24 protein-coding genes and 1 pseudogene are annotated in these 22,659 nt (G+C 71.0%); 14 read left to right on the forward strand and 11 right to left on the reverse strand.

Annotated features, from left to right (window positions below; genetic code table 11):
* Positions 1-4: 4 nt before the first annotated feature.
* From LWJ43_RS27540 to LWJ43_RS27550, 3 genes are all read right to left on the reverse strand, one after another.
* On the reverse strand, positions 5-1,189 hold the full coding sequence (locus tag LWJ43_RS27540) for an acyltransferase family protein (protein ID WP_277334883.1): 1,185 nt from the start codon (positions 1,187-1,189) through the stop codon (positions 5-7).
* Complete coding sequence (locus tag LWJ43_RS27545; RefSeq protein ID WP_277334884.1) at positions 1,182-2,141, reverse strand: alpha/beta hydrolase; 960 nt, start codon at positions 2,139-2,141, stop codon at positions 1,182-1,184. The genes LWJ43_RS27540 and LWJ43_RS27545 overlap by 8 nt, the downstream gene beginning before the upstream one ends.
* Positions 2,142-2,279: 138 nt before the next feature.
* On the reverse strand, positions 2,280-3,062 hold the full coding sequence (locus tag LWJ43_RS27550; RefSeq protein ID WP_277334885.1) for a LysR family substrate-binding domain-containing protein: 783 nt from the start codon (positions 3,060-3,062) through the stop codon (positions 2,280-2,282).
* Between the two features lie 37 nt (positions 3,063-3,099).
* On the opposite strand from LWJ43_RS27550, the gene LWJ43_RS27555 reads away from it, so the two are divergent.
* Positions 3,100-3,519 carry a DUF5997 family protein gene (locus LWJ43_RS27555; RefSeq protein WP_277334886.1) on the forward strand — a complete coding sequence of 140 codons (420 nt, stop codon included), beginning with the start codon at positions 3,100-3,102 and terminating at the stop codon, positions 3,517-3,519.
* A gap of 161 nt (positions 3,520-3,680) precedes the next feature.
* Here LWJ43_RS27555 and LWJ43_RS27560 read toward each other — a convergent pair whose 3' ends face one another.
* Entirely contained in the window at positions 3,681-4,310 is a 630-nt protein-coding gene (locus LWJ43_RS27560; protein ID WP_277334887.1) for an SRPBCC family protein, read from the reverse strand.
* Between the two features lie 183 nt (positions 4,311-4,493).
* Between LWJ43_RS27560 and LWJ43_RS27565 the strand changes: the two genes are divergently transcribed.
* Complete coding sequence (locus LWJ43_RS27565) at positions 4,494-4,808, forward strand: class I SAM-dependent methyltransferase (RefSeq protein WP_277334888.1); 315 nt, start codon at positions 4,494-4,496, stop codon at positions 4,806-4,808.
* Between the two features lie 50 nt (positions 4,809-4,858).
* Here LWJ43_RS27565 and LWJ43_RS27570 read toward each other — a convergent pair whose 3' ends face one another.
* The 3 genes from LWJ43_RS27570 to LWJ43_RS27580 are packed head-to-tail and all read right to left on the reverse strand — an operon-like array spanning position 4,859 to position 6,316.
* The gene (locus LWJ43_RS27570; RefSeq protein WP_277334889.1) at positions 4,859-5,683 is read right to left on the reverse strand and encodes a M57 family metalloprotease; all 825 of its coding nucleotides are present in this window, start codon (positions 5,681-5,683) and stop codon (positions 4,859-4,861) included.
* A complete protein-coding gene (locus LWJ43_RS27575; RefSeq protein ID WP_277334890.1) occupies positions 5,673-5,933 on the reverse strand; it encodes a hypothetical protein in 261 nt (86 codons plus the stop codon). Before LWJ43_RS27575 ends, LWJ43_RS27570 begins: the two co-directional genes overlap by 11 nt.
* A gap of 35 nt (positions 5,934-5,968) precedes the next feature.
* Positions 5,969-6,316 (reverse strand): hypothetical protein, encoded by a 348-nt coding sequence (locus LWJ43_RS27580; protein ID WP_277334891.1) that lies wholly within the window; start codon positions 6,314-6,316, stop codon positions 5,969-5,971.
* 666 nt (positions 6,317-6,982) lie between these two features.
* Here LWJ43_RS27580 and LWJ43_RS27585 point away from each other — a divergent pair.
* The 6 genes from LWJ43_RS27585 (at position 6,983) to LWJ43_RS27615 (ending at position 12,942) form a co-directional block, all read left to right on the forward strand.
* The gene (locus tag LWJ43_RS27585; RefSeq protein WP_277334892.1) at positions 6,983-7,279 is read left to right on the forward strand and encodes a hypothetical protein; all 297 of its coding nucleotides are present in this window, start codon (positions 6,983-6,985) and stop codon (positions 7,277-7,279) included.
* 772 nt (positions 7,280-8,051) lie between these two features.
* On the forward strand, positions 8,052-9,080 hold the full coding sequence (argC, locus tag LWJ43_RS27595) for an N-acetyl-gamma-glutamyl-phosphate reductase (RefSeq protein WP_277334893.1): 1,029 nt from the start codon (positions 8,052-8,054) through the stop codon (positions 9,078-9,080).
* The gene (gene argJ, locus LWJ43_RS27600) at positions 9,077-10,255 is read left to right on the forward strand and encodes a bifunctional glutamate N-acetyltransferase/amino-acid acetyltransferase ArgJ (RefSeq protein ID WP_277334894.1); all 1,179 of its coding nucleotides are present in this window, start codon (positions 9,077-9,079) and stop codon (positions 10,253-10,255) included. Before argC ends, argJ begins: the two co-directional genes overlap by 4 nt.
* Entirely contained in the window at positions 10,252-11,178 is a 927-nt protein-coding gene (gene argB, locus LWJ43_RS27605) for an acetylglutamate kinase (protein ID WP_277334895.1), read from the forward strand. Before argJ ends, argB begins: the two co-directional genes overlap by 4 nt.
* The gene (locus tag LWJ43_RS27610) at positions 11,175-12,371 is read left to right on the forward strand and encodes an acetylornithine transaminase (protein ID WP_277334896.1); all 1,197 of its coding nucleotides are present in this window, start codon (positions 11,175-11,177) and stop codon (positions 12,369-12,371) included. The genes argB and LWJ43_RS27610 overlap by 4 nt, the downstream gene beginning before the upstream one ends.
* Positions 12,372-12,396: 25 nt before the next feature.
* Positions 12,397-12,942, forward strand: a complete 546-nt coding sequence (locus tag LWJ43_RS27615) for an arginine repressor (protein WP_277334897.1) — start codon at positions 12,397-12,399, stop codon at positions 12,940-12,942.
* Here LWJ43_RS27615 and LWJ43_RS27620 read toward each other — a convergent pair.
* Positions 12,936-13,640: a L,D-transpeptidase family protein gene (locus LWJ43_RS27620; RefSeq protein WP_277334898.1), complete on the reverse strand. Its 705-nt coding sequence runs from the start codon at positions 13,638-13,640 to the stop codon at positions 12,936-12,938. The genes LWJ43_RS27615 and LWJ43_RS27620 overlap by 7 nt on opposite strands.
* Before the next feature lie 64 nt (positions 13,641-13,704).
* Positions 13,705-14,304, reverse strand: a complete 600-nt coding sequence (locus LWJ43_RS27625; RefSeq protein WP_277334899.1) for a pyridoxamine 5'-phosphate oxidase family protein — start codon at positions 14,302-14,304, stop codon at positions 13,705-13,707.
* Between the two features lie 228 nt (positions 14,305-14,532).
* Between LWJ43_RS27625 and argH the strand changes: the two genes are divergently transcribed.
* Together argH and LWJ43_RS27635 are read left to right on the forward strand one after the other, a co-directional pair.
* Complete coding sequence (gene argH / locus LWJ43_RS27630) at positions 14,533-15,966, forward strand: argininosuccinate lyase (RefSeq protein ID WP_277334900.1); 1,434 nt, start codon at positions 14,533-14,535, stop codon at positions 15,964-15,966.
* Positions 15,967-16,029: 63 nt separating this feature from the next.
* Positions 16,030-17,001, forward strand: a complete 972-nt coding sequence (locus LWJ43_RS27635; protein WP_277334901.1) for an aldo/keto reductase — start codon at positions 16,030-16,032, stop codon at positions 16,999-17,001.
* A 102-nt stretch (positions 17,002-17,103) separates the two neighbouring features.
* Here the strand turns inward: LWJ43_RS27635 and LWJ43_RS27640 are convergent, their stop codons facing one another.
* Entirely contained in the window at positions 17,104-17,616 is a 513-nt protein-coding gene (locus LWJ43_RS27640; RefSeq protein ID WP_277334902.1) for an HAD domain-containing protein, read from the reverse strand.
* Positions 17,617-17,712: 96 nt separating this feature from the next.
* On the opposite strand from LWJ43_RS27640, the gene LWJ43_RS27645 reads away from it, so the two are divergent.
* Together LWJ43_RS27645 and LWJ43_RS27650 are read left to right on the forward strand one after the other, a co-directional pair.
* Positions 17,713-18,264, forward strand: a complete 552-nt coding sequence (locus LWJ43_RS27645; protein ID WP_277334903.1) for a TetR/AcrR family transcriptional regulator — start codon at positions 17,713-17,715, stop codon at positions 18,262-18,264.
* A complete protein-coding gene (locus tag LWJ43_RS27650) occupies positions 18,261-19,808 on the forward strand; it encodes an MFS transporter (RefSeq protein WP_277334904.1) in 1,548 nt (515 codons plus the stop codon). The genes LWJ43_RS27645 and LWJ43_RS27650 overlap by 4 nt, the downstream gene beginning before the upstream one ends.
* 47 nt (positions 19,809-19,855) lie before the next feature.
* Here the strand turns inward: LWJ43_RS27650 and LWJ43_RS27655 are convergent, their stop codons facing one another.
* Positions 19,856-20,527: a lysophospholipid acyltransferase family protein gene (locus tag LWJ43_RS27655; RefSeq protein ID WP_277334905.1), complete on the reverse strand. Its 672-nt coding sequence runs from the start codon at positions 20,525-20,527 to the stop codon at positions 19,856-19,858.
* A gap of 232 nt (positions 20,528-20,759) precedes the next feature.
* Here LWJ43_RS27655 and LWJ43_RS27660 point away from each other — a divergent pair.
* Positions 20,760-21,922: pseudogene (locus tag LWJ43_RS27660) on the forward strand (glycerophosphodiester phosphodiesterase).
* 136 nt (positions 21,923-22,058) lie between these two features.
* A complete protein-coding gene (locus LWJ43_RS27665; protein WP_277334906.1) occupies positions 22,059-22,628 on the forward strand; it encodes a sigma-70 family RNA polymerase sigma factor in 570 nt (189 codons plus the stop codon).
* Positions 22,629-22,659 lie beyond the last annotated feature (31 nt).

The raw sequence follows: 22,659 nt of genomic DNA on the forward strand, positions 1-22,659 counted from the left end.
CAGCTTAGACACGGCGCGACTCCGGGACCGGTGCGGGGGAACCCGACCGCACGACCGTCGAACGCCCGCCGCGCCCCTGCTCGTACGCCCCGAACACCGACCGCAGCACCAGCAGCACCAGGGCGAACACGGGCAGCCAGGCCAGCCGTGCGAGCACCCAGCCGGGACCGTCGGGGACCGTGTGCAGACCGGGCAACGGGCCGCCCAGGAAGAGGGCGGTCGACGTGACCACGATCATCGCGGTCTGATGCCACAGGAACACGGTCATCGCGGACAGGTTCAGCAGTGCCACCGCCGCCCACACCGCCGGCCGCGCCAAGACCCTCCGCAGACGTCCGAGCACCAGCAGGGCCGTACCGCACTGGGCGAGGCCGAAGGTGACGGCGGCGAGGGTCGGCGGGTCGAGGTTGGAGAGGGCGCCGCCGGGCACCCCGACCATCGACGCGGGGTAGCCGGCGAACAGCACCAGCCCGGCCGTGGCCGCCGCGCCCCCGAGCAGCAGCACCCAACCGGTCCGGCGGTCGCTCAGCGCGCCCCGCGCCCAGGCCGCCCCCAGGCAGTAGGGGACCAGCCAGCCGGCCGCCACATTGATCCAGCCGAGGGCGGCGGGGCCGTCGGACCCCAGCCGGAACAGGTCGACGTACAGGACGACGGTGAGCGGCCACAACGGGTGCAGCCGGACCACCAGCGGCGTCGCGGCCGTCAGCCCGGCGAAGACCAGCAGGAACCACAGGGGCGACCACACCAGCTTCCCCAGCGCTCCCACCGTTTCGCCGTCCACCCCCGAGGCCGACATCACACCGGCCGCCACGGCCCACACGACGGTCACGGCCGCCACCGGCCGGAACAGGCGCACCATCCGGGCTCCCAGCCAGCTCCCGTACGACTCGCCCCTCGCCCGGGCGGACGTGTACCCCTTCGCGCCCACCCGGCCGCCGACCAGGAAGAAGACGGCCAGTGTCTGGAACACCCAGGAGACCGGTGCGAGCCCGGGCATGTGACGGAGAGGACTCGCCCCGTGCAGCGTGCCGCTGTCGGCGACCAGAGCGGTCACCAGCCAGTGGCCGCACACCACGCCCAGGATGGCGAAGGCGCGCAGGGCGTCGACCGCGCGGTCGCGGTCCCGCGGAGTCGCCGCGTCGATCCGCCGCACGAGATCACGCGCGCCGCTGCGCCCGAGGTCACCCACGGTCGCCCCCGGCCGTCCCCGCCACGATGCCGGCGATGCCGCGCAGCGAGACGGACCCGCGTCTCAGGTAGTCGCTGTGCCCGGCGTCGCCCGCGTCGAAGACCTCGGCGCCGAACTCCGGCGACACCGGGTCCGTCCCGAATCCGACCGTGACGAACGGCAGCGGGAGAGTCGTGTGCGGAATCCGTGCGATCCAGTCGTTACCGCCCAGGCCCGCACGCACCGTGGCCCGGGTGTGCAGACCGGCTGCGCTCCCGGCACCGGTGCCGGGACTCCCGTACAGCACGATGTCCGCCACATCGAGCCCGGACGCGGCCCGGGCGCAGACCACGGAACCGTAGGAGTGGCAGAGGACGGTCGTACGGGCGCGCGGCGACGCCTGGGTCAGTTCCCCCACGAACGTGCGCAGACCGGGCGCCGCCTCGTCGGCCCGCCCCGCCGTCAGGGACGACGGGCCCAGCGTGGCGGGCGTCCGGTAGCCGAGCCAGGCGACGACGGCCGACCCGCCGCCCAGTTCGCCCAGCAGCGCCTGCGCACCCTGCCGTAAACGCCCGTAGTGATCGAGGTCGACGCCCGCACCCGGCACCAGTACGGCGATGCGCCGGGCCCGGGACAGATCACCGAGGACCTCGGCGCTGCGCCCGCCGTCCCGCCCGTCGAACATCAGGAAGCGCCGTCCCGGACCCGCCATGTCCCCGAGCGCGGCGGCCCGCCGGGAGTCCCCGTGCTGGGTGGCCATGTCCCGTGCAGCCCGGATCTCCCGCCGCCCGGCCGCGTACCTGGCATCCAGCTCGGAGGCCGCCACCGTGCCCAGCGGGGCGAGGACGGCGGGGGCGGGCGCCGGAACGGCGGCGGGACGGGCCGCCCCCGACACCGGCAGTGCCACGGACGTGGTGACGAGGGCGGTGAGCAGGGCGCGGCGTGCGCGGCTGCTCCATGGGCGGGGCGCCATGGGAAGTCCTTCCGTACCGGATCGATCTCGTTGAATCCGGTACCGAAGTTATGGAGCGGTCCGTGTCGTCGGCGTCCCGCTCAGGAGTGCATCCTCCGCGTAGCTCCCAAGTACTACGAGTAGGGGGCGCCCCACCCGCTACGGCCGACGGCGGGGCTTCCCGCGCTTGGCGCCGCCCTTGGGGTTCTTGGAACCGGCGGCCTTGCCGGACCCGCCGGACCCGCCCCGGGACGTCCTGGCCCCGGCCGGCTTGCTGGCGCCACCGCTCTTCTTCTCGGCGCGCTTGGCCTTGGGCTGCGGCGGCGTCGGGGCGCGGCCCCGGGTGCTGTTGACGGTCCGCCCCCGGACGATCCCGATGAACTCCTCGACCAGGTCGGTGGTCTTCTCCTCCGGCCACGACAGCGCGATCCGCGACTCCGGTGCGCCGGTCAGCGGCCGGTAGGTGAGGTCCTTGCGGTGGTGCAGACGGGCCAGCGACTGCGGGACGACGAGCAGTCCCACGCCCGCCGCCACCAGCTCGACGGCGTCCGCGGTCGTGGCGGGCCGCTCGAAGGCCGGCCGGCCCGGCGGGCGCTCCCATTCGAGGGTGTCGTCCAGGGGATGGAGCACGATCTCGTCGGCGAGGTCCGCCACCGACATCTCCTCGACGGCGAAGGCGTCGTGGTCCTTGGGGATCACGACGACCGTCGTCTCGGTGTAGAGGGGGATCGCGCTGAGATCCGTACGGTCGACGGGCAGCCGCACGAAACCGGCGTCGGCGCCGCCGTCACGCAGCAGGGCGGCCGCCTCGGCCGCGGGGACGCCGACGAGGGTCAGGGGGGTCCCCGGCAGCCGCTCGTTCCAGATCCGCACCCACTTGGTCGGGGTCACGCCCGGGACGTAGGCGAGCCGGAACGAAGGGGGTACTTCCGAGCCTGTCACCCCGCCAGGTTACCGGCCGTGGTCGGAGGCGCCGCACATGGTCGATACCCTGGACAGCATGACGTCGCACCAGACCACCCAGACGATGAAGCCCGCCACCGCGGCGAAGAAGCTGGGTGTGTACCTCGAAGCCACCCCCGCAGAGTTCCAGGAGGGCGTCGTCTCGCGCGCCGAGCTGAACACGCTGCAGTCCGACCCGCCCGAGTGGCTGCAGGAGCTGCGCCGCAACGGCCCGCACCCCCGGCCGGTGGTCGCCTCGAAGCTGGGCGTCTCCATCGCGGGCCTCGCGCGGGGCGGTGTCACGGAGCCGCTCACGACCGAGCAGATCGACGCGCTGAAGCAGGAAAGCCCCGAGTGGCTCCAGAAGGAACGCGCCACCCAGGCCGACGTCCGCAAGGAAGCGGTCCGCATCAAGGAGCGCGACGCCGCGCGCGCCGAGCAGGCCGACCGCGACTGACGTGCCCGCCGGGGCCGCCCGCTCCTGACCGCCGTCCGCGCGCGGGACACGGCCAGGTGCCGTGCACCAGGACGGGCAGCCCGGCACCTGGGACCGGACCCGGCCGTCGTCCGGCGGTACGAGGAGCGCCCGGCGGCACGCCGCGAGGCCGACGGCCCGCGCTACTCGCCCGTGTAGAACGCGATCGTCGCCACGGTCGTGGCGGTCACGGTCTCCGGGTCCGCCCCGGAGGCGGCGAACGCGCGGCCCCACTCTTCGCCCGAACGCGCGACGAAGGCCTTCGCCTCGGGTGACGCCTGCCACTCCACGGCGTCCTCCGGGCTGAGCCCGCCGCCCGTCAGATGCCACCCGAGCCCGAGAAGAGCCAGGTCCCAGCCGATCCCGACCGCGCCCGGCCCGTACTGGCTCCGGAACTCCTCCGGAACCACGGACACGTGCTCCAGCTCGAACACCGTCCCGCCGCCTTCCGGCGTGAGGCGCACCTCCACCTCGCTGAAGCCCGGGTCGGGCCCGAACAGCCAGGACACACGGAGGCGCTCCCCGGGCACGCACTCCAGGATCTCGCCGCCGGCGTTCCCCTCGAGCTGGTAGCTCCCGCCGGCCCGGAACTCGCCGGTCACCGGGAGGAACCACCGCGCGATCCGCTCCGGGGAGGTCACCGCACTCCAGACCTCGGCGGCATCGGCGCCGAAGGTGCGCCGCAACAGCACCGTGCCCGCCAGGTCCGAGGCAACGCGGCGCGTGCCGACCTCCCGGTGCACACGGCTGATCTCGTCCACGATCTCACCCATGACCTTCCAGCCCTTCTCCGAGTGCCCGCGCCGCACTCCGGTGGTCCCCAGGCCATGTAACCGGAGTTCCGCCGTCCTCGCCTCGGCGCGCGTCGGATTTGATCTTGGACGAGCTCATGTTCCGCGTGGCCGAGCACGCCGTGCGGGCAGCCGGTCGGTGCGATACCCGATTAGGGTGCGAGGGTGACACCGCGCCGCCTGATGTTCTTGCCCAAGCCGGATGAACACTTCCTCGCCGCGACCCGAGCCGCCTATGACGTCATGGCCGTGGAGTACGCCGAAAAGGTGGACTCCGACCTGGACGCCGAGCCACTCGACCGTGCCCTGCCGGCCGTCTTCGCCGAGCTGACGCAGGCGGGCGGAAACGGTCCTGTCGTCGATGTGGGTTGCGGACCCGGCCAGATCACGGCGGCGCCGCACCGCTTGGGACTGAACGCGTCCGGTATCGACCTGTCGCCCGAGACGGTCGCCGTGGCCCGCCGCACCCACCCGGTGTGACCGTCGGCTGCTTGCTGACCGGCCGCCACGCGGCGCCGCGGTCAACTCCGTCAGGCGGCGAGGAGGTTGAAACTGGACAGCGGAGGCCCGTAGACCTTCCGGGCGCCCACCCGGTCGAGTTCGGAGATGACGAGTTCCCGCGATCCCACACCACCGCAGAAGTAGTGCATGACCGATTGCGGGTCGTATTGCGTGAGGTCCACCGTTCCCTCGGTGGATTCGTCGGGGCAGACGGCGGGCGCGCCCGAGCGGATGTGTTCGTGCCGGAAGCCGATAGCATGGCCCAACTCATGCCGCAGTACGCCCACGCGGTCGAAACTGGTGGTCTGGTACGACGGGTCGATGAAGACGCGCCTGCGGTTCTCCGGGTCGTTCGGGAAGAAGGCCGCGGCGATGAACTGGCCCCCGGAGTCGAGGTGCCGTACCGGAAAGAGGACTTCGGGCGGCCGCAGTGACTCGCTGTCGTCGGCGGCCTCGACGTGCTCGAACTGCACGCCGCAGGTCGCCGACCAGTCGTCGGTGGCGCGCCGCATGTTCTCGACGACCGACTCGTACCACGCCCTCTCTGGGAAGGTCTTGCGCAGGACGCAGTACTTCAGGATGGTGCCCGGCTCCCAGCGGAGGATCTTGCCGTCCTGCACGATGCCGAGCAGGCCGCTGCTTGGCTGCCCGAGCGGGCTGATGCCCGTACCGATGGTGCCGACCCCTGTCTGTGCCAGCAGCCGGGCGGCCTCGCGCTGTGCCCGCAGTGCCCTCTGCGTCTCGGTGTAGACATCGAGTTCGTCGGCGTCGAGCAGCAGGTCACCCTCCACCCGGTAAAAAACCTGGCCGTCGATGACGATCTCAGGGCGCTTTACATCGGAGCTATCTCTCATTTTCCGTTCCTCTTTCGAGCAGTTGCGGTCGAAACAGCCTGATCCACTCGACCATCATCTGGTCACGATCCATGAGCTGGTCACCCCGGGCCACCCGGAACGATTCCGCGTCCACATCGACGAGGGGGAAGCTGTCGTTCCAGGTGGTGAACTCCGGCAGCGACGCGACGGACTCACGCAGCCCGGGAAATCGGTCCAGCAGGCGGCTTTCCTGTGTCCGCTCTTCACTTGTATCGTTCTCGTCGGGCACTGTTCGCTCCGGAAAGTTCCGTGCTCAGGAATCGGTTACTGCCAGAGCACGCTGGCCCGCACCTTGACGTCGGAGTTCCACTGGATCGAGCCCACTATTTCCAGGATTCCGTCGTCATGCGGAACGACGTTGGCGACGCTCATCGTTGCCAGCCCTCGGAACGGAACGTTGTTCCCATCAACTTCGCAGAGCGACACGAACGCCCGGCTGTACGACTTGAGATTGGGGCCGCATATGAGCCGCCTCGCGAAGACGCCGTGAGCCGGGAAGAAGAACGTAGTGTAATCGACGATCCGCTGCTCTTCGCCAGCTTCGTTCTCGGGTTCCAGAAGTTCGTCCCGGACGTCGATCTCAACCTGTTCGGGGAATGTGTGCGAAACCATGTGATGCCCGCTTTCTGGGAGGCGCGTCAGCGCTTCTCTCCCGCGCGTCCGGCAGGAGGCAAACGGTCGGCCTCGCCGAGAAGTTGACGCAGAAACTAGGTGGGTGATGCGGAAGGTGAAGGAACGCCGAACTTCCGCAAGCGCAGCCTGTTTTCAGATTACTCAAATGTCCACGCACCACCAACCGCAAGACCGGCGCGGTCGAGACGAAGACCGTCTACACGATCACCAGCCTCCCGCCCAAACAGGCCAACCCGACGCAACTCGCCGAACTCCCGCAGGAGAACTGGAGTTGAGGCCCCGCGCCACGTCAGAAGTAATAATGCATCGCCCCTGCAAGGTATGACGGTCCACACCCGGCGGCGTAGTGATGGTTGAGGCTTCGTCAATGGCCGGAGAAGGTGTCATCGCGGGCGGGTCGAGCTAGAATCGAGGAAAATTCTGCCCGTCCGGCCTTGATCTCAAATACAAAGAGGTCAGGTCGAACCGCAGCTGTTCGGCGAAGTTCCCGGCCTGCGGAGGCACCTGCGATTCTCCGTACCGCACGCGCTCCTGGGCAGCGGCCCGCTCGGCCCATACAGAAATGGTGCGACGGGCCCGTGGCTCCCGGTTACCCGGTACTGAAGCCGCGACCACATCCCCCTCACCTCCCGAAGGGAGACTCACATGTATGCGCACTGGGGCACGTTCACCAAGGAGGCGCGTCTCACGGACAGCCTTACGTTCGCTGCGGACGCGATGAGGAATTCCGGCCTTGAGGTCTGGGACAATGCCAGCGACGGCGACTACCAAGTGATGGGCGGGAACGGTAACGTTATCGCCACGGTGGTCAGCGTCCCGCAATCGGGAAATCTGTGGATGACGGTGAGTGCGTACTCAACCGACTCCGGTCTCGCTGAACGCACCAGGAATGACGTGCGGGAGCACATCGTCAGAACCGTCAGGATAGACGACAATCCGTAAGAGTACCGCGTCCGCCTGGCTCTGTGGTCGACGTACCCTGGACCGGTCGTATCCTGGACCGTCTCCGTTCTTCTGGGTGTCAAACGTAGGGGCCCGCTCACGCCTGTACTGGTGCGTCAACCGGTGCCTGGCGGCCGGGCTCAGGCGGGCGGGGGCCGCACTCTGCCTTGACCGCGAAGATCTCCTCGCTGACCTCCGCGGCGACGCTGCGTCGCCGCGTCCGGCGCCCGTCCGCGCAGGCCGGCAGGAGGCTGTCGCCAGCCAATACTTCCAGCTGGTTGACGCCGTCATCTCACGCCCGGACGATGCCCCTGTCTCGCCTGCCACGTGAATGCCGGCATCGGCACGTGAGCCATATTCCGCAGTCGGTCCCGCAGCCCCGTTCGTAGCGGCGTATGACCCGGTCGGTGGCCCCGTCGAGATGACTGAGCCGGGCCAGGCCGAGGCGGACCAGGGCACGGGGCACGGTGGAGGGCACCAGGCCCAGCAGGTGCGCGTCCGCTCTCGGTCAGAGGTGCATTACGGTTGGGCGTGAGGGCCTCTCGGGCTGGTGTAGACGTCGCAATCCACACCGAACCCGGAAGGCCCTCACTCGTTCGAGATCCCCAGACGGTTGATCACCGTCACCGCACCCAACCTGCGTGGACAGGCCACCTGGCGCTCTCTGTGTGCCGACCTCGCGGGCGCATGTTCCAGCCGATTCCGGTCACCGATCTTTGCATAAAACTGCATAGCTGCGTATAGTCATGCCATCGATGAGGAGGAATGTCCGATGGTGGTACGTGCGGCAGTGGCAGGGGCGAGCGGGTACGCCGGCGGGGAGCTGCTCCGCCTGCTCCTCACCCACCCACAGGTCGAGATCGGGGCCCTCACCGCCCACTCGAACGCCGGCGAGCGGCTCGGTGGGCTGCAGCCGCATCTGCGTCCGCTCGCGGACCGTGTCCTCCAGCCGACCACGGCGGAGGTGCTCGGTGGCCACGACGTCGTCTTCCTGGCCCTGCCGCACGGGCAGTCCGCGGCAGTGGCGGAGCAGCTCGGCGACGAGGTGCTCGTCGTCGACATGGGCGCCGACTTCCGGCTCGCGGACCCGGCGGACTGGGAGAAGTTCTACGGATCGCCGCACGCCGGCACCTGGCCCTACGGCCTGCCCGAACTGCCCGGCGCCCGCGCCGCGCTGGAGGGGACCAAGCGCATCGCGGTACCCGGCTGCTACCCGACGGCCGTCTCCCTCGCGCTCTTCCCGGCCTACGCGGCCGGCCTCGCCGAACCCGAGGCCGTCGTCGTCGCGGCGTCCGGGACCTCGGGCGCGGGCAAGGCGGCCAAGCCGCACCTGCTCGGCTCCGAGGTCATGGGCAACATGACGCCCTACGGCGTCGGCGGCGTCCACCGGCACACCCCCGAGATGATCCAGAACCTCGGCGCCGCGGCCGGTGAGCCCGTGTCCGTGTCCTTCACCCCGACCCTCGCGCCCATGCCCCGCGGCATCCTCGCCACGTGCAGCGCCAAGGCGAAGCCCGGGGTGAGCGCCGAGTCGCTCCGTGCGGCGTACGGGAAGGCCTTCGCCGACGAGCCGTTCGTCGACCTGCTGCCCGAGGGGCAGTGGCCCTCCACCGCGGCGGTGTACGGCTCCAACGCCGTGCAGATCCAGGTCGCCCACGACGAGGCGGCCGGCCGGATCATCGTGATCAGCGCCATCGACAACCTCGCCAAGGGCACTGCGGGCGGCGCCCTGCAGAGCATGAACATCGCCCTCGGGCTCCCCGAGGGCACAGGTCTTTCCACGATCGGAGTCGCACCGTGAGCGTCACGGCAGCACAGGGGTTCTCGGCGGCGGGCATCGCCGCCGGAATCAAGGAGAGCGGTAGCCCGGATCTGGCCGTCGTGGTCAACCAGGGCCCGCGATGCGCCGCCGCGGGCGTCTTCACCTCCAACCGCGTCAAGGCCGCTCCCGTCCTCTGGTCGGAACAGGTCCTCAAGGGCGGTGAAGTGACCGCCGTCGTCCTCAACTCCGGCGGGGCCAACGCCTGTACGGGGCCCCAGGGGTTCCAGGACACCCACGCCGCCGCCGAGAGGACCGCCGCGTCCCTGAACAGCGCCGGATACGACGAGACGGGCGGGCACGGTGCCGGCACGGTCGCCGTCGCCTCCACCGGGCTGATCGGCCTGCTGCTGCCCATGGACAGGCTTCTCCCGGGTATCGACAAGGCGGTCGCCCAACTGACGCCGCACGGCGGTGAGAAGGCCGCCATCGCGATCAAGACCACCGACACCGTCCACAAGACGAGCGTGGTCACCCACGGGGGCTGGACCGTCGGCGGCATGGCCAAGGGCGCGGGCATGCTCGCCCCCGGCCTCGCCACCATGCTGGTGGTCCTCACCACCGACGCCGATGCCGAAGCACCCGTGCTCGATGCCGCCCTGCGTGCCGCGACCCGCACCACCTTCGACCGGGTCGACTCCGACGGCTGCATGTCGACCAACGACACGGTGCTGCTGCTGGCCTCCGGGGCGAGCGGAATCACCCCGGAGCAGGCCGAGTTCGACCAGGCCGTGCAGAGCGTCTGCGCCGACCTCGCCCGTCAGCTGATCGGCGACGCCGAGGGAGCGTCCAAGGACATCCGGATCGAGGTGATCAACGCGGCGACCGAGGACGACGCCGTCGAGGTCGGCCGGAGCATCGCCCGCAACAACCTCCTCAAGTGCGCCATCCACGGCGAGGACCCCAACTGGGGCCGGGTCCTCTCGGCGATCGGCACCACGGAGGCGGCCTTCGAGCCCGACCGGCTGAACGTCGCCATCAACGACGTCTGGGTGTGCAAGCACGGCAGCGTCGGCGAGGACCGTGAACTGGTCGACATGCGCTACCGGGAGGTCAGGATCACCGCGGACCTCGCGGCGGGCACGGAGTCCGCCGTCATCTGGGCCAACGACCTGACCGCCGAGTACGTCCACGAGAACAGCGCGTACAGCTCATGAGCGCCGCGAGGAAGCACACCGCGCTGCCGAAGGCACAGATCCTCATCGAGGCACTGCCCTGGCTCACCCGGCACAACGGCAAGACCGTCGTCATCAAGTTCGGCGGCAACGCCATGATCGACGAGGAGCTGAAGGCGGCCTTCGCCCAGGACGTCGTCTTCTTGCGGCACGCCGGGCTGAAGCCCGTCGTGGTGCACGGCGGCGGCCCGCAGATCAGCGCCCAGCTCGACAAGCAGGGCCTGGTCAGCGAATTCAAGGCCGGTCTGCGCGTCACGACCCCCGAGGCCATGGACGTCGTCCGCATGGTCCTGGCCGGACAGGTCCAGCGTGAGCTCGTCGGTCTGCTCAACCAGCACGGCCCGCTCGCCGTCGGCATGACCGGCGAGGACGCGCACACCATCACCGCCGTCCAGCACCGGCCCGTGATCGACGGCGAGGCCGTCGACATCGGCCGGGTCGGCGAGATCACCGCCATAGACACCGGGGCGATCCAGGCGCTGCTGGACGACGGCCGGATCCCGGTCATCTCCTCCATCGCCCGCTCGGCGGAGGACAACCACGTCTACAACGTCAACGCCGACACCGCGGCCGCGGCGCTCGCCGCCGCCCTGAACGCCGAGACGCTGATGGTCCTGACCGACGTCGAGGGCCTGTACGAGGACTGGCCGAACAGCGACGACGTCATCAGCCGTCTCACCGCCACCCAGCTGGAGAAGCTGCTGCCCGACCTCTCCAGCGGCATGGTGCCCAAGATGCAGGGCTGCCTCCACGCCGTACGCAACGGTGTCGAGACCGCCCGTGTCATCGACGGCAGGGTCCAGCACTCGATCCTGCTGGAGATCTTCACCGACGAGGGAATCGGCACGATGGTCGTGCCCGACGCGACAGCCGCCGCACGGTTCGGCGCTGAGGGGGAGTCATGAGCAACCAGGAGTTCGCGCAGCGCTGGCAGGGTGCGCTGATGGACAACTACGGCACCCCGCAACTGCCGCTGGTGCGTGGGGAGGGCCCCCGGGTCTGGGACGCCGAGGGCACCGAGTACCTCGACTTCGTCGGCGGGATCGCGGTCAACGCGCTCGGCCACGCCCATCCCGCGGTGGTCGAGGCCGTCTCCAAGCAGATCGCCACCCTCGGCCACGTCTCCAACCTCTACACCGCCGAGCCCCCCATCGCGCTCGCCGAGCGGCTGCTGCAGCTGTTCGGGCGCACGGGCAGGGTCTTCTTCTCCAACTCCGGCGCCGAGGCCAACGAGGCGGCCTTCAAGATCGGCCGGCTGACCGGGCGTACCCACATGGTCGCCACCGACGGCGGCTTCCACGGCCGGACCATGGGCAGCCTCGCGCTGACCGGCCAGCCCGCCAAGCGCACCCCGTTCCTGCCGCTGCCCGGCGACGTCACGCACGTGCCGTACGGAGACGTCGAGGCACTCCGGGCCGCCGTGACGACCGATACCGCGCTGCTGGTCATCGAGCCGATGCAGGGCGAGAACGGCGTCGTCGTCCCGCCCAAGGGCTATCTGGAGGCGGCCAGGGAGATCACCCGGGCCACCGGCACGCTGCTCGTCCTGGACGAGGTGCAGACCGGGATCGGGCGCTGCGGCCACTGGTTCGAGCACCAGGCCCACCAGGGCGTCGAGCCCGACGTGGTCAGCCTCGCCAAGGGGCTCGGCGGCGGACTGCCGATCGGCGCCACCGTCGCGTTCGGCCCCGCGGCCGACCTGCTGAAGCCCGGTCAGCACGGCACGACGTTCGGCGGCAACCCCGTCGCCTGCGCCGCCGGTCTCGCCGTGCTGGACACCCTCGCGGCCGACGGCACCCTGGACACCGTGAAGCGGCTCGGCGAGCGGATCCGGGACGGTGTCGAGAGCCTCGGGCACCCACTGGTCTCCCACGTCCGCGGCTCGGGACTGCTCCTGGGTATCGTGCTCACCGGGCCCCTCGCACAGAAGGTGCAGCAGGCGGCCCAGGGAGCCGGTCTCCTGGTGAACGCACCCGCCCCCGACGTCGTACGGCTCATGCCGCCGCTGATCATCGGTGACGCCGAGGTGGACGCGTTCCTGCGGATTCTGCCGGGAGCTCTCGACACGGCTTACGGGGACGGACGATCCGGCGAGTGACGATCCGGAGAATGAGGCGACGACGATGACCGAGGCGCAGGAAACCGAGCACGGCGGGCCGTCGGTGCCACAGACACGCACGGCACGCCACCGCAGGATCGTGGACATCCTGAACCGCCAGCCGGTGCGCTCGCAGAGCCAGCTGGCCAGGCTGCTGTCCGACGACGGGCTGAGCGTCACCCAGGCGACGCTCAGCCGCGACCTGGACGAGCTCGGCGCGGTGAAGATCCGCAACACCGGCGGTGAGCTGATCTACGCGGTGCCGAGCGAGGGCGGTTTCCGCACCCCGCAGGCGCCGCTCGGGGGCTCGGCCAAGGAGGAGCGGATGCGCAGGCTCTCCGCCGAGCTGCTCATCTCGGCGGAGGCCTCGGCCAACCTCGTGGTGCTGCGTACGCCGCCGGGCGCCGCCCAGTTCCTCGCCTCGGCCATCGACCAGGCCGAACTCCGGGCGATCCTCGGCACGATCGCGGGGGACGACACACTGATGCTGATCAGTCGTGACCCGAACGGCGGCCAGGCGCTCGCGGACCACCTGCTGCGGCTGGCGCAGAACGACCGCGGAGGTCAGTAACGGGTGACGGCGGTCGGGCCGGACGCCGTCCCGACCGCGATGTGCGGACGGCGGGCCGGGTCGGCCCAGGCCAGGATCCGGTCCATGGCGGCCGCCGGCACGGACACACACCCGGCGGTCGCACCCTTGCCGTCGACGTGCAGGAAGATCCCGGCGCCCCTGCCCCGCACGGGCCGGTGGTAGTTGAAGCCGATGACGAGCGCGCGGGCGTACTGGGTGGAGTAGCCGACGAGGTGTTCGGCCTCGTCGGGGCGGCAGTCGGCGGGCCGCGGGTCCACCCAGCGGTTGTACGCCCGGGATGCGTTGTCCTGGCACCACCAGGAGGTTTCGACGGCCCGCCGGTAGGGGTAGCGGGTCCCCGGCGCGGCGGCCTCGACGCCGAAGGCGTACGGCAGGTCGTAGAGACCGGTGGGCGTGGTGTTCGTGCCCTGGGCGCGGGTGGCGCCGTCGGTCAGGCCCTTCGCCCCGAAGTGTGCGGGCGCCGAACCCGCCGCCACCCAGCCACCCCCGCGCCGGTCCCACCAGGTGACCGTGCCCGTGGTGGAGTCCGTCCGCGGGGCCTCCGCGGTGATCAGCTGCGAACCGCCGCCCGTGTCGGCCAGCCGTTCCGGAAGGGGCGCCGTCCCTCCCGCGGGCCGCGCCGCGAGCGAACCGGCCAGGGCCAGGAGGGCCGACGTGGCCACCAGGAATCTGCGCATGCTCCGGACCGTACGGGGCGCGGCGACACGGCCCCACCGCGCCTGCTCCGTACGGCCCAGTGGCTCACCCCGCGGCGGGCGCGGGCGACGCGGGCAGCGGCAGGGGGAGCCCCGGCAGTCCGTCGATGCTGGTGGCGATGTCCGACTTCTTCTCGAAGTACCGGCTCAGGCTCACGTCGTCCTCGCGCCGGAAACGGTCGGAGTGCAGGGAGCGGTCCTCGTCGTACGACATGAGGGGCACCGCGTAACCGCAGGTGTCACGGATCAGTCCGGCCGTCACCACCACGATCGCGCGCAGCCCGTGCGGAGTCGGGTCGACCCCGGGGAAATGGCCGAGCAGCGCGGGGAAGCGCGGGTCGTCACGGAAGACGGGCTCCCCGCGGCCGTGCACCCGCACGATGTTCGGCGGGCCCTGGAAGGCGCACCACATCAGTGTGATGCGCCCGTTCTCCCGGAGGTGGGCGATGGTCTCGGCGTTGCTTCCGGCGAAGTCGAGATAGGCCACGGTCCGTTCGTCGACGACGGCGAACGACCCGCTCACCCCCTTGGGCGAGAGGTTGACGGTTCCGTCGCCGTCCAGGGGCGCGGTCGCCGTGAAGAAGACCGGCTGCTCCTCGATGAAGGTCCTCAGCCGTCCCTCGATGCGTTCATGTGTTCTTCCCATGGGGGGATTCTCGACGGGGCGGGCGGCCGGGGGGCGGGTTTCCACAGTTCGGACAGGACTCGTCCGCGTGCGGGCCCCGCGCGTCAGGCAGCCGCCGGGCCGCTTCCCGGGCCTGCCGGTGCACGCCGCCCCGAGCCGCAGCTTTGACAAAACATGCAGACCCTTGCATAGTTATGCCATGACGCCGTGAGGCGGACGTACATCCCTTGCACTCCTGAGGAGCACGCAGTGAGCAACGGCACCGGCAACAGCGACGTACGCCTCTGGGGCGGCCGTTTCGCCGACGGTCCGGCCGAGGCGCTGGCCAAGCTGTCCGCGTCCGTCCACTTCGACTGGCGTCTCGCCCCCTACGACATCGCGGGCTCCCGTGCCCACGCGCGCGTGCTCACCAAGGCGGGGCTGCTCACCGACGACGAGCTGACCCGGATGACCGAGGGCCTGGACTCGCTCGAAGCGGCCGTCGCCGACGGCTCGTTCACCGGCACCATCGCGGACGAGGACGTCCACACCGCCCTGGAGCGCGGACTCCTGGAACGCCTCGGCCCGGACCTCGGCGGAAAGCTGCGCGCCGGCCGGTCCCGCAACGACCAGGTCGCCACGCTCTTCCGCATGTACCTGCGTGACCACGCCCGGATCATCGGCGGACTGGTGGCCGAGCTCCAGGACGCGCTGGTGGGACTCGCCGAGGCGCACCCCGGCGTCGCCATGCCCGGCCGCACGCACCTCCAGCACGCCCAGCCCGTCCTCTTCGCCCACCACGTCCTGGCGCACGTGCAGTCCCTCTCCCGGGACGCCGAGCGGCTGCGGCAGTGGGACGAGCGGACCAGCGTGTCCCCGTACGGTTCAGGGGCGCTGGCCGGTTCCTCCCTCGGGCTCGACCCTGAGGCGGTCGCCGCGGACCTCGGCTTCGAGCGCGGCTCCGTCGCCAACTCCATCGACGGGACCGCGTCCCGTGACTTCGTCGCCGAGTTCGCCTTCATCACCGCGATGATCGGCGTCAACCTCTCCCGGATCGCCGAGGAGATCATCATCTGGAACACGAAGGAGTTCTCCTTCGTCACGCTCCACGACGCCTTCTCCACCGGCTCCTCGATCATGCCGCAGAAGAAGAACCCGGACATCGCCGAGCTGGCCCGGGGCAAGTCAGGCCGCCTCATCGGCAACCTGACCGGCCTGATGGCGACCCTGAAGGCCCTCCCGCTCGCGTACAACCGCGACCTCCAGGAGGACAAGGAGCCGGTCTTCGACTCCTGCGACCAGCTCGAGGTCCTGCTGCCGGCCTTCACCGGGATGATGGCCACGCTCACGGTCAACCGGGAGCGCATGGAGGAACTGGCACCGGCCGGGTTCTCGCTCGCCACGGACATCGCCGAGTGGCTCGTCAAGCAGGGCGTCCCCTTCCGGGTGGCGCACGAGGTCGCCGGTGAGTGCGTGAAGGTGTGCGAGCAGGAGGGCATCGAGCTCGACGAGCTGACGGACGCCCAGTTCGCGAAGATCTCCGAGCACCTCACCCCCGAGGTGCGCACCGTCCTGAACGTCCCCGGCGCACTCGCCTCCCGTGACGGACGCGGCGGCACGGCCCCCTCGGCCGTCGCCGTCCAGCTGGCCGAGGTGAAGGCCGACCTGGTGACGCAGCACGCCTGGGCGACAGCGCGCGGATGATTCGCAGGCATCGCGGGCTACGTTGACGGGAAGGCGTTCGGAACCGACCCAGAGGAGCCCGCGATGCCCTTCGCCCGCCTGAACCGAGCGACCACCCCGACCTCCCACATCGGGCTCGGCCTGGCCGCCGTCGGCAGGCCCGGCTACATCACCCCGCACCGGGACCGCGACCTGCCGGGCGACCGCGGAGTGGACGCGCTGCGCGCCCGCACCCACGAACTCCTGGACGCGGCCTACGCCCAGGGTGTGCGCTACTTCGACGCCGCCCGTTCCTACGGCCGCGCCGAGGAGTTCCTCGCCGAGTGGCTGACCGCCCGCCCCGACGTGACGGACGTGGTCATCGGCAGCAAGTGGGGCTACACCTACACCGGTGACTGGCGTGTGGACGCCGAGGAGCACGAGGTCAAGGACCACTCCCTCGCCACCTTCGAGCGCCAGTACTCCGAGACGGACGCGCTGCTCGGCGACCGGCTCGATCTCTACCAGGTCCACTCGGTGACGGCCGACAGCCCCGTGCTCGGCGACAAGGGCCTCCACGCGCGCCTCGCCGAGCTGGCCGCCGCAGGCACCACGATCGGCTTCTCCGCGAGCGGCCCCGGCCAGGCCGACGCCATCCGGGCCGCCCTCGCCGTGACCGTGGACGGCGAACCCCTCTTCCGTACCGTCCAGGCCACGTACAACGCCCTGGAGACCTCCGCCGAGGCCGCACTCGCCGAGGCGCACGACGCCGGTGTCACGGTGATCGTCAAGGAGGCCATGGCCAACGGCCGGCTCGCCGGGACCGAGGCGCCCGCCGTCGTGCGCGAGATCGGCGCCGAGGCCGGCCTGGACGCGGACGCCGTGGCCCTGGCGCTCGTCCTCCGCCGGCCGTGGGCCGGAGTCGTCCTGTCCGGCGCGGCCACCGTCGCCCAGCTGGCGGCCAACCTGCACGCACCGCTGCTCGACCTGGACCCGGACCGGCTGGACCGGCTGGCAGCCCTGGTGGAGGAGCCGGAGGCGTACTGGCGGCACCGCGCCTCGCTGCCCTGGAGCTGAGCGACCGGCCCGGCGTCCCCAGGCGTGCGCCGGCCGGGGCCGTTCGCGGCTCCCGGGCCGGCGGGACCGCGCCCTCGCGCGCCGGTCCCCGGTGACGTCCGTTCAGGCGGCCCAGGCGGCCCAGTCGGCGAGGGCGTCGAAGTCCTCCCGCAGCAGCCCCACCCAGGGATCGATCCGCCGGAGCAGGGCCCGGCCCGGGTGATGCGCGGCGACGTAGTCCGTGTCCGGGCCGGAGATCTCGTCGTCCACCCAGGCGAACGGCCTGCCGTCCGCGTAGTCGACGACGTACCGCGTCTTCCAGTACGTCCCGTCGGCCGTCACCCCGTGCATCGCCGGCCAGTCGATGTACGGCAGGGGCGGCAGGCCGAGCCGGGGGCCCACCCACTCGTTGGCCTCGTCCTTCCAGGTGGTCGCCCAGACGAGCTCGTAACGGGCGGCGAGAGCCAGCAGCTCGTCGCGGTGGCCGGGGCTGAGCAGGACGGGCAGCGGAGTTCCCTCCTTCCACCCCGTCGGCCGCATCGGGTGGATCCGGTATCCCGCCGGTGGCGTGCTGCGGGCCAGCGCCGCGTACGGATTGAGCGGACCGTCGATGTCGATCATCAGCAGCGGCTTCATGCCGCCATGGTGCACTCCTCGGACGCGGGACCGTGCGGTGCGCGGACGAAGGAAGGCGCTGAGACGTTGCTGTCTCAAATGAGATAACTTTGTCCCATGACTCTTGACCGCGAGCAGGTGCTCCGGAGCGCCGCCGCACTGCTGACCCGCAAATCCACGGCCACCATGGACGAGGTGGCCAGGGCCGCGGGCATCGGCCGTGCCACCCTGCACCGGCACTTCGCCGGGCGGGACGCACTGGTCGGAGCGCTGGAGGACCTCGGCATCCAGGAATTCGAAGCCGCACTGGACGCCGCCGGACTCGACGAGGGGAGCGCCGAGGACGCACTGCGGCGACTCATCACGGCGGTCCAGCCGGCGGCCGGACTGCTCTCGTTCCTCGTCACCGAGAACCAGCTCTTCGAGGGCGACGACGTCAACGACGGCTGGAACCGCCTCGACGCCCGCGTCTCCGCCTTCTTCCTCCGCGGCCAGGAACGGGGTGAATTCCGGATCGACCTCACCCCGGCCTGGCTGACCGAGGCGCTGTACGGCCTCATCGGGAGCTGCGCCTGGGCCGTCCAGGCCGGCCGGGTCGCCGCGCAGGACTTCCCCTACATGATCGTCGAGTTGCTCCTCGGCGGAGCACGCCGGAGCGTGGAGAAATGAGCAGCACCTTCTCAAGGGCGGGCGTCACGGGCGACGAGCACCATCCGGGACGGTGGATCGCCCTCACGGTCCTCGTCCTCGCGGTGCTGCTGGTCGCCGTCGACGCCACCGTCCTCGGCCTGGCCACCCCGTTCCTCAGCGAGGACCTCGAACCGACCGGAACCCAGCTGCTCTGGATCGGCGACGTCTACTCCTTCGTCATCGCGGGACTCCTGGTCTCCATGGGCAGCCTCGGCGACCGCATCGGCCGCAAGAAGCTGCTGCTGACCGGTGCCACCGCCTTCGGGGCGGTCTCCGTGCTCAACGCCTACGCGTCGAGCCCCGAGATGATGATCGTGGCCAGGGCCCTGCTCGGTGTCGCGGGGGCCACGCTGATGCCGTCCACCCTCGCCCTGATCCGCAACCTCTTCCACGACCCGCGCGAACGCAGCCTCGCCGTCGGCATCTGGGGCGCCATGGCCGCGGCGGGCGCGGCCGTCGGGCCGGTCGTGGGCGGGCTCCTGCTGGAGCACTTCTGGTGGGGCTCGGTCTTCCTGATCAACCTGCCCGTCATGGCGGTCCTCGTCGCCGTCGGCATCAAGATGATCCCCGAGTCGAAGAACCCGGCACCCGGCCCCTGGGACCTGCCCAGTGTGGGTCTCTCCCTGGTCGGCATGATCGGCGTCGTGTACGCCGTCAAGGAGGCCGCCGCACACGGTGTGAGCTGGGAGAACGGCGTGGCGGCCATCGGTGGGGTGCTGGCCCTCACCTGGTTCGTGCGCCGTCAGCTCAAGCTTCCCGCGCCACTGCTGGACATGCGGCTCTTCCACCACCGGGGCTTCTCCGGCGCGGTCCTCGCCGACCTGCTGACCATCCTCGGCCTCTCCGGGATCGTCTTCTTCCTCTCCCAGTTCCTGCAACTGGTCCAGGGAAGGGGCCCCCTCGAAGCCGGGCTCGCCGAACTGCCCGCGGCCGTGGGCGCCGTGACCGCCGGTCTCCTGGCGGGAAGGGTGGCGCGCCGTTACTCGGTGCGGTCGGTCGTCGCCCTGGGGCTCGGAGCCATCGGCGTCTCGCTCGCCGTGGTCACGGTGATCCACAAGGAGACCGGTTACCCCCTGATCGGGGTGCTGCTCCTGGTGGTGGGCGTCGGCGCGGGCTTCGCCTTCACCGTCACCTCCGACGTCATCCTCTCCAGCGTCCCGAAGGAGCAGGCGGGCTCCGCGTCGGCGGTGTCCGAGACGGCGTACGAGCTCGGCGCCGCCCTCGGTATCGCACTGCTCGGGTCCATCGTGACGGGCGTCTACAAGGGCTTCGGAACCCCCGGGGGCATCCCGGACGCGGCGGCGAGGGCGGCCCACGAATCCCTGGGCGGTGCCGTGGAGACGGCGGCGCGCCTGCCCGCGCACCAGGGGAGCGAACTCGTCGTCGCGGCTCAGGAGGCCTTCGTGAACGGGCTGCGGGTGTCGGCGGCGGTCGGTGCCGTCGTCCTGCTCGCCACCGCCGCCTCCGCCTGGTACCTGCTGCGTGACCAGAAGCTGGAGGAGGGGATCATCCCCGACGAATGAGAGACCCGGCGCGGTCGCGCCGGGTCGCCGGATGCACCCGTCCGGCCTCAGGCGGCCTTGGCCTTCGTTGCGTACATGTCGACGTACTCCTGGCCGGACAGCCGCATCACCTCGGCCATCACGGAGTCCGTGACGGCCCGCAGGACGTAGCGGTCGCGGTCCATGCCCTCGTAGCGCGAGAACTCCATCGGCTCACCGAAGCGGACCGTGACCTTGCCCGGGCGCGGCAGACCGGCACCGCCGGGCTGCAGCTTGTCCGTGCCGATCATCGCGAACGGGACGACCGGCGCACCGGTCATCAGGGTCAGCCTGGCGATACCCGTACGGCCCCGGTAGAGACGGCCGTCGGGGGAGCGGGTGCCCTCGGGGTAGATGGCGAAGGCCTGCCCCTCCTCCAGCACCCGACGGCCCGTCATCAGCGCCGCGACGCCGCCGCGCCCGCCGTCACGGTCGACCGGGATCATCCCGCAGCCCGTGAAGAACCACGCCATGAGCCGGCCCTTGAGGCCCTTGCCGGTGACGTACTCGTCCTTGCCGATGTAGAACACCGGCCGGTCGCAGCAGATCGGCATGATCATGGAGTCGATGAACGTCAGGTGGTTGCCCGCGAGGATCACCGGACCGGTTCCCGGGATGTTCTCCACGCCTTCCACCTGAGGCCGGAAGAGCAGGCGCAGGATCGGTCCGAGCACTGCCTTGATGACCGTGAGTCGGGACAACGCATCCTCCGGTGTCGTGGCCGGGCGGCCGGGGCGGGAAATCGCGAGGGTCTGTGCAGGTGAGGACGATACTCGCGGGTACCACCTCTCCGCACATCGGGTTCACCGAGCGGATACGCGGTGTTGACATGAGTTTCCGCCATGTTCGTCCACGGGCCGCCCCACCGATGGCGTAGCTGCCTACGATCAAGCCTCCCCCGAAGGTGCCGGACATCACACGCGAGGAGCATTCATGACAGAGCGCGCGCAGACTGCACCCGGTCGGCGGACCCTGCTGGGGGCCGCCGTCCTCGGTACGGCGGTGCTCGGAACATCCGGCGCGGCGAACGCCGCCGGGCGTGGCGCGCCTGCCGGGCGTGGCGGTGGGCACGGTTCCTACCGTGACCTCCCGGTGCCCACCGTCATCGGCCACCGGGGCGCCAGCGGCTACCGGCCCGAACACACGCTCGGCTCCTACCAGCTGGCGCTGGACATGGGCGCGCACATCGTCGAGCAGGACCTCGTGCCGACCAAGGACGGGCACCTCGTCTGCCGGCACGAGAACGACATCACCGGCACCACGGACGTCGCCGAGCATCCCGAGTTCGCGAGCCGCAAGGCCACCAAGCGGGTCGACGGGGTGTCGCTCACCGGCTGGTTCACCGAGGACTTCACCCTCGCGGAACTCAAGACGCTCCGCGCCAAGGAGCGGATCCCCGGCAACCGCCAGGAGAACACGGTGTACGACGGGCGCTGGGAGATCCCGACGTTCGAAGAGGTCCTGCGCTGGGCGGACGAGGAGGGCCGCAGGCGCGGCAGGACCGTCTGGCTCTACGTCGAGACGAAGCACCCCTCGTACTTCAGGGGTCTCGGCCTCGGCCTGGAGGAGCGGCTCGCCAAGCTGCTGCGCCGCCACGGCCGCCACCGGGCGAACTCCGCGCTGATCCTCCAGTCCTTCGAGCCGAGCTCGATGCAGCGGATGGCGAAACTCGTCGCCACCCCGCGCGTCGTCCTGCTGTCGGGCCCGAAGGAACGCCCGTGGGACTTCGTCGAGGCCGGCGACCCCGCACCGTCGCCGATCTGGTCCGGCCCGCCGGACTGAAGTGGATCGCGTCGTTCGCGCAGGGCATCGGCCCCACCCTGGACCTGGTCATCCCCCGCGACGGCTCGGGACGGCTCACCACGCCCACCGCCCTGGTCGCGGACGCCCACGCGCGGGGCCTGGTCCTGCACCCGTACACGATGCGCAACGAGAACAGTTTCCTGCCCGCGGACTTCCGGCGCGGCACGGACCCGAATGCCTACGGCGACGTGTTCGGGGCCCTGCGGGTGTACTTCGAGGCGGGTATCGACGGGATCTTCTCCGACAACCCCGACACGGCCCTGCTCGCGGCCGCCGACTTTGCCAAGGACTGAGTGCCCGGGAAGGACCCGGTGCCCGGGCGGGGCCCACGGCCGGGCCGGAGGCGTCAGCCGTCCGGCCCGCATGCCCCGGTCGGGTGGAGCTCCCCGGACGGGGCAACCGGCCCCGCCCGGCGAGCGTTGACGGGACATGACTCTTCTTGATCATGTCCCCCCGGCCCCGGCCGGGAAGGCGGACGGCCGGGCGGGAGAGGCCGTCCTCGCCCTGCACGCCCTGGTACGGGCGGAAGCGGCAGCCGAGGCCCAGGCCGCCGGGACCGAGGCCGCGGACCTCGAACAGGCGGTCTGGCTGCGGCTGCTGGAGCGCCGGCCCGGCCCGGAGCTTCCCGAGGACCCTGTCCGCTGGGTCCGCACCGCGGTCCGCGCCGAGGCGCGCGTCGCCCGCCGCAGGGTCCGGCGCGAGCGCGCCTTCACCGCGGGTGAACAGCCGGGCGACTGGGCGGACTGTCCCGAACGGATCGCCGTGGGGGCCGACGAACGCCGCGCGCTGCGCACCGCGGTGGGACGGCTGCCCGGGAGGTGTCCGCGTCTGCTCGGGGCGATGCTGGCCGCCCACGATCCCACGTACCGCGAGATCGCAGGGGAGTTGGGTATGTCACAGGGCAGTTTGGGTCCGATGCGTTCCCGATGCCTTGGATGTCTGCGCAGAATGCTCGCGACGGAGGTTGTAGCTCCTGAACTGCGGGGAATGGAGCGGTAGACAACCGGCGGAGCAGGTGAGCGGGAGGCAT

Origin of the sequence: Streptomyces sp. JH34, assembly GCF_029428875.1 — a bacterium.
Lineage (GTDB): Bacteria > Actinomycetota > Actinomycetes > Streptomycetales > Streptomycetaceae > Streptomyces.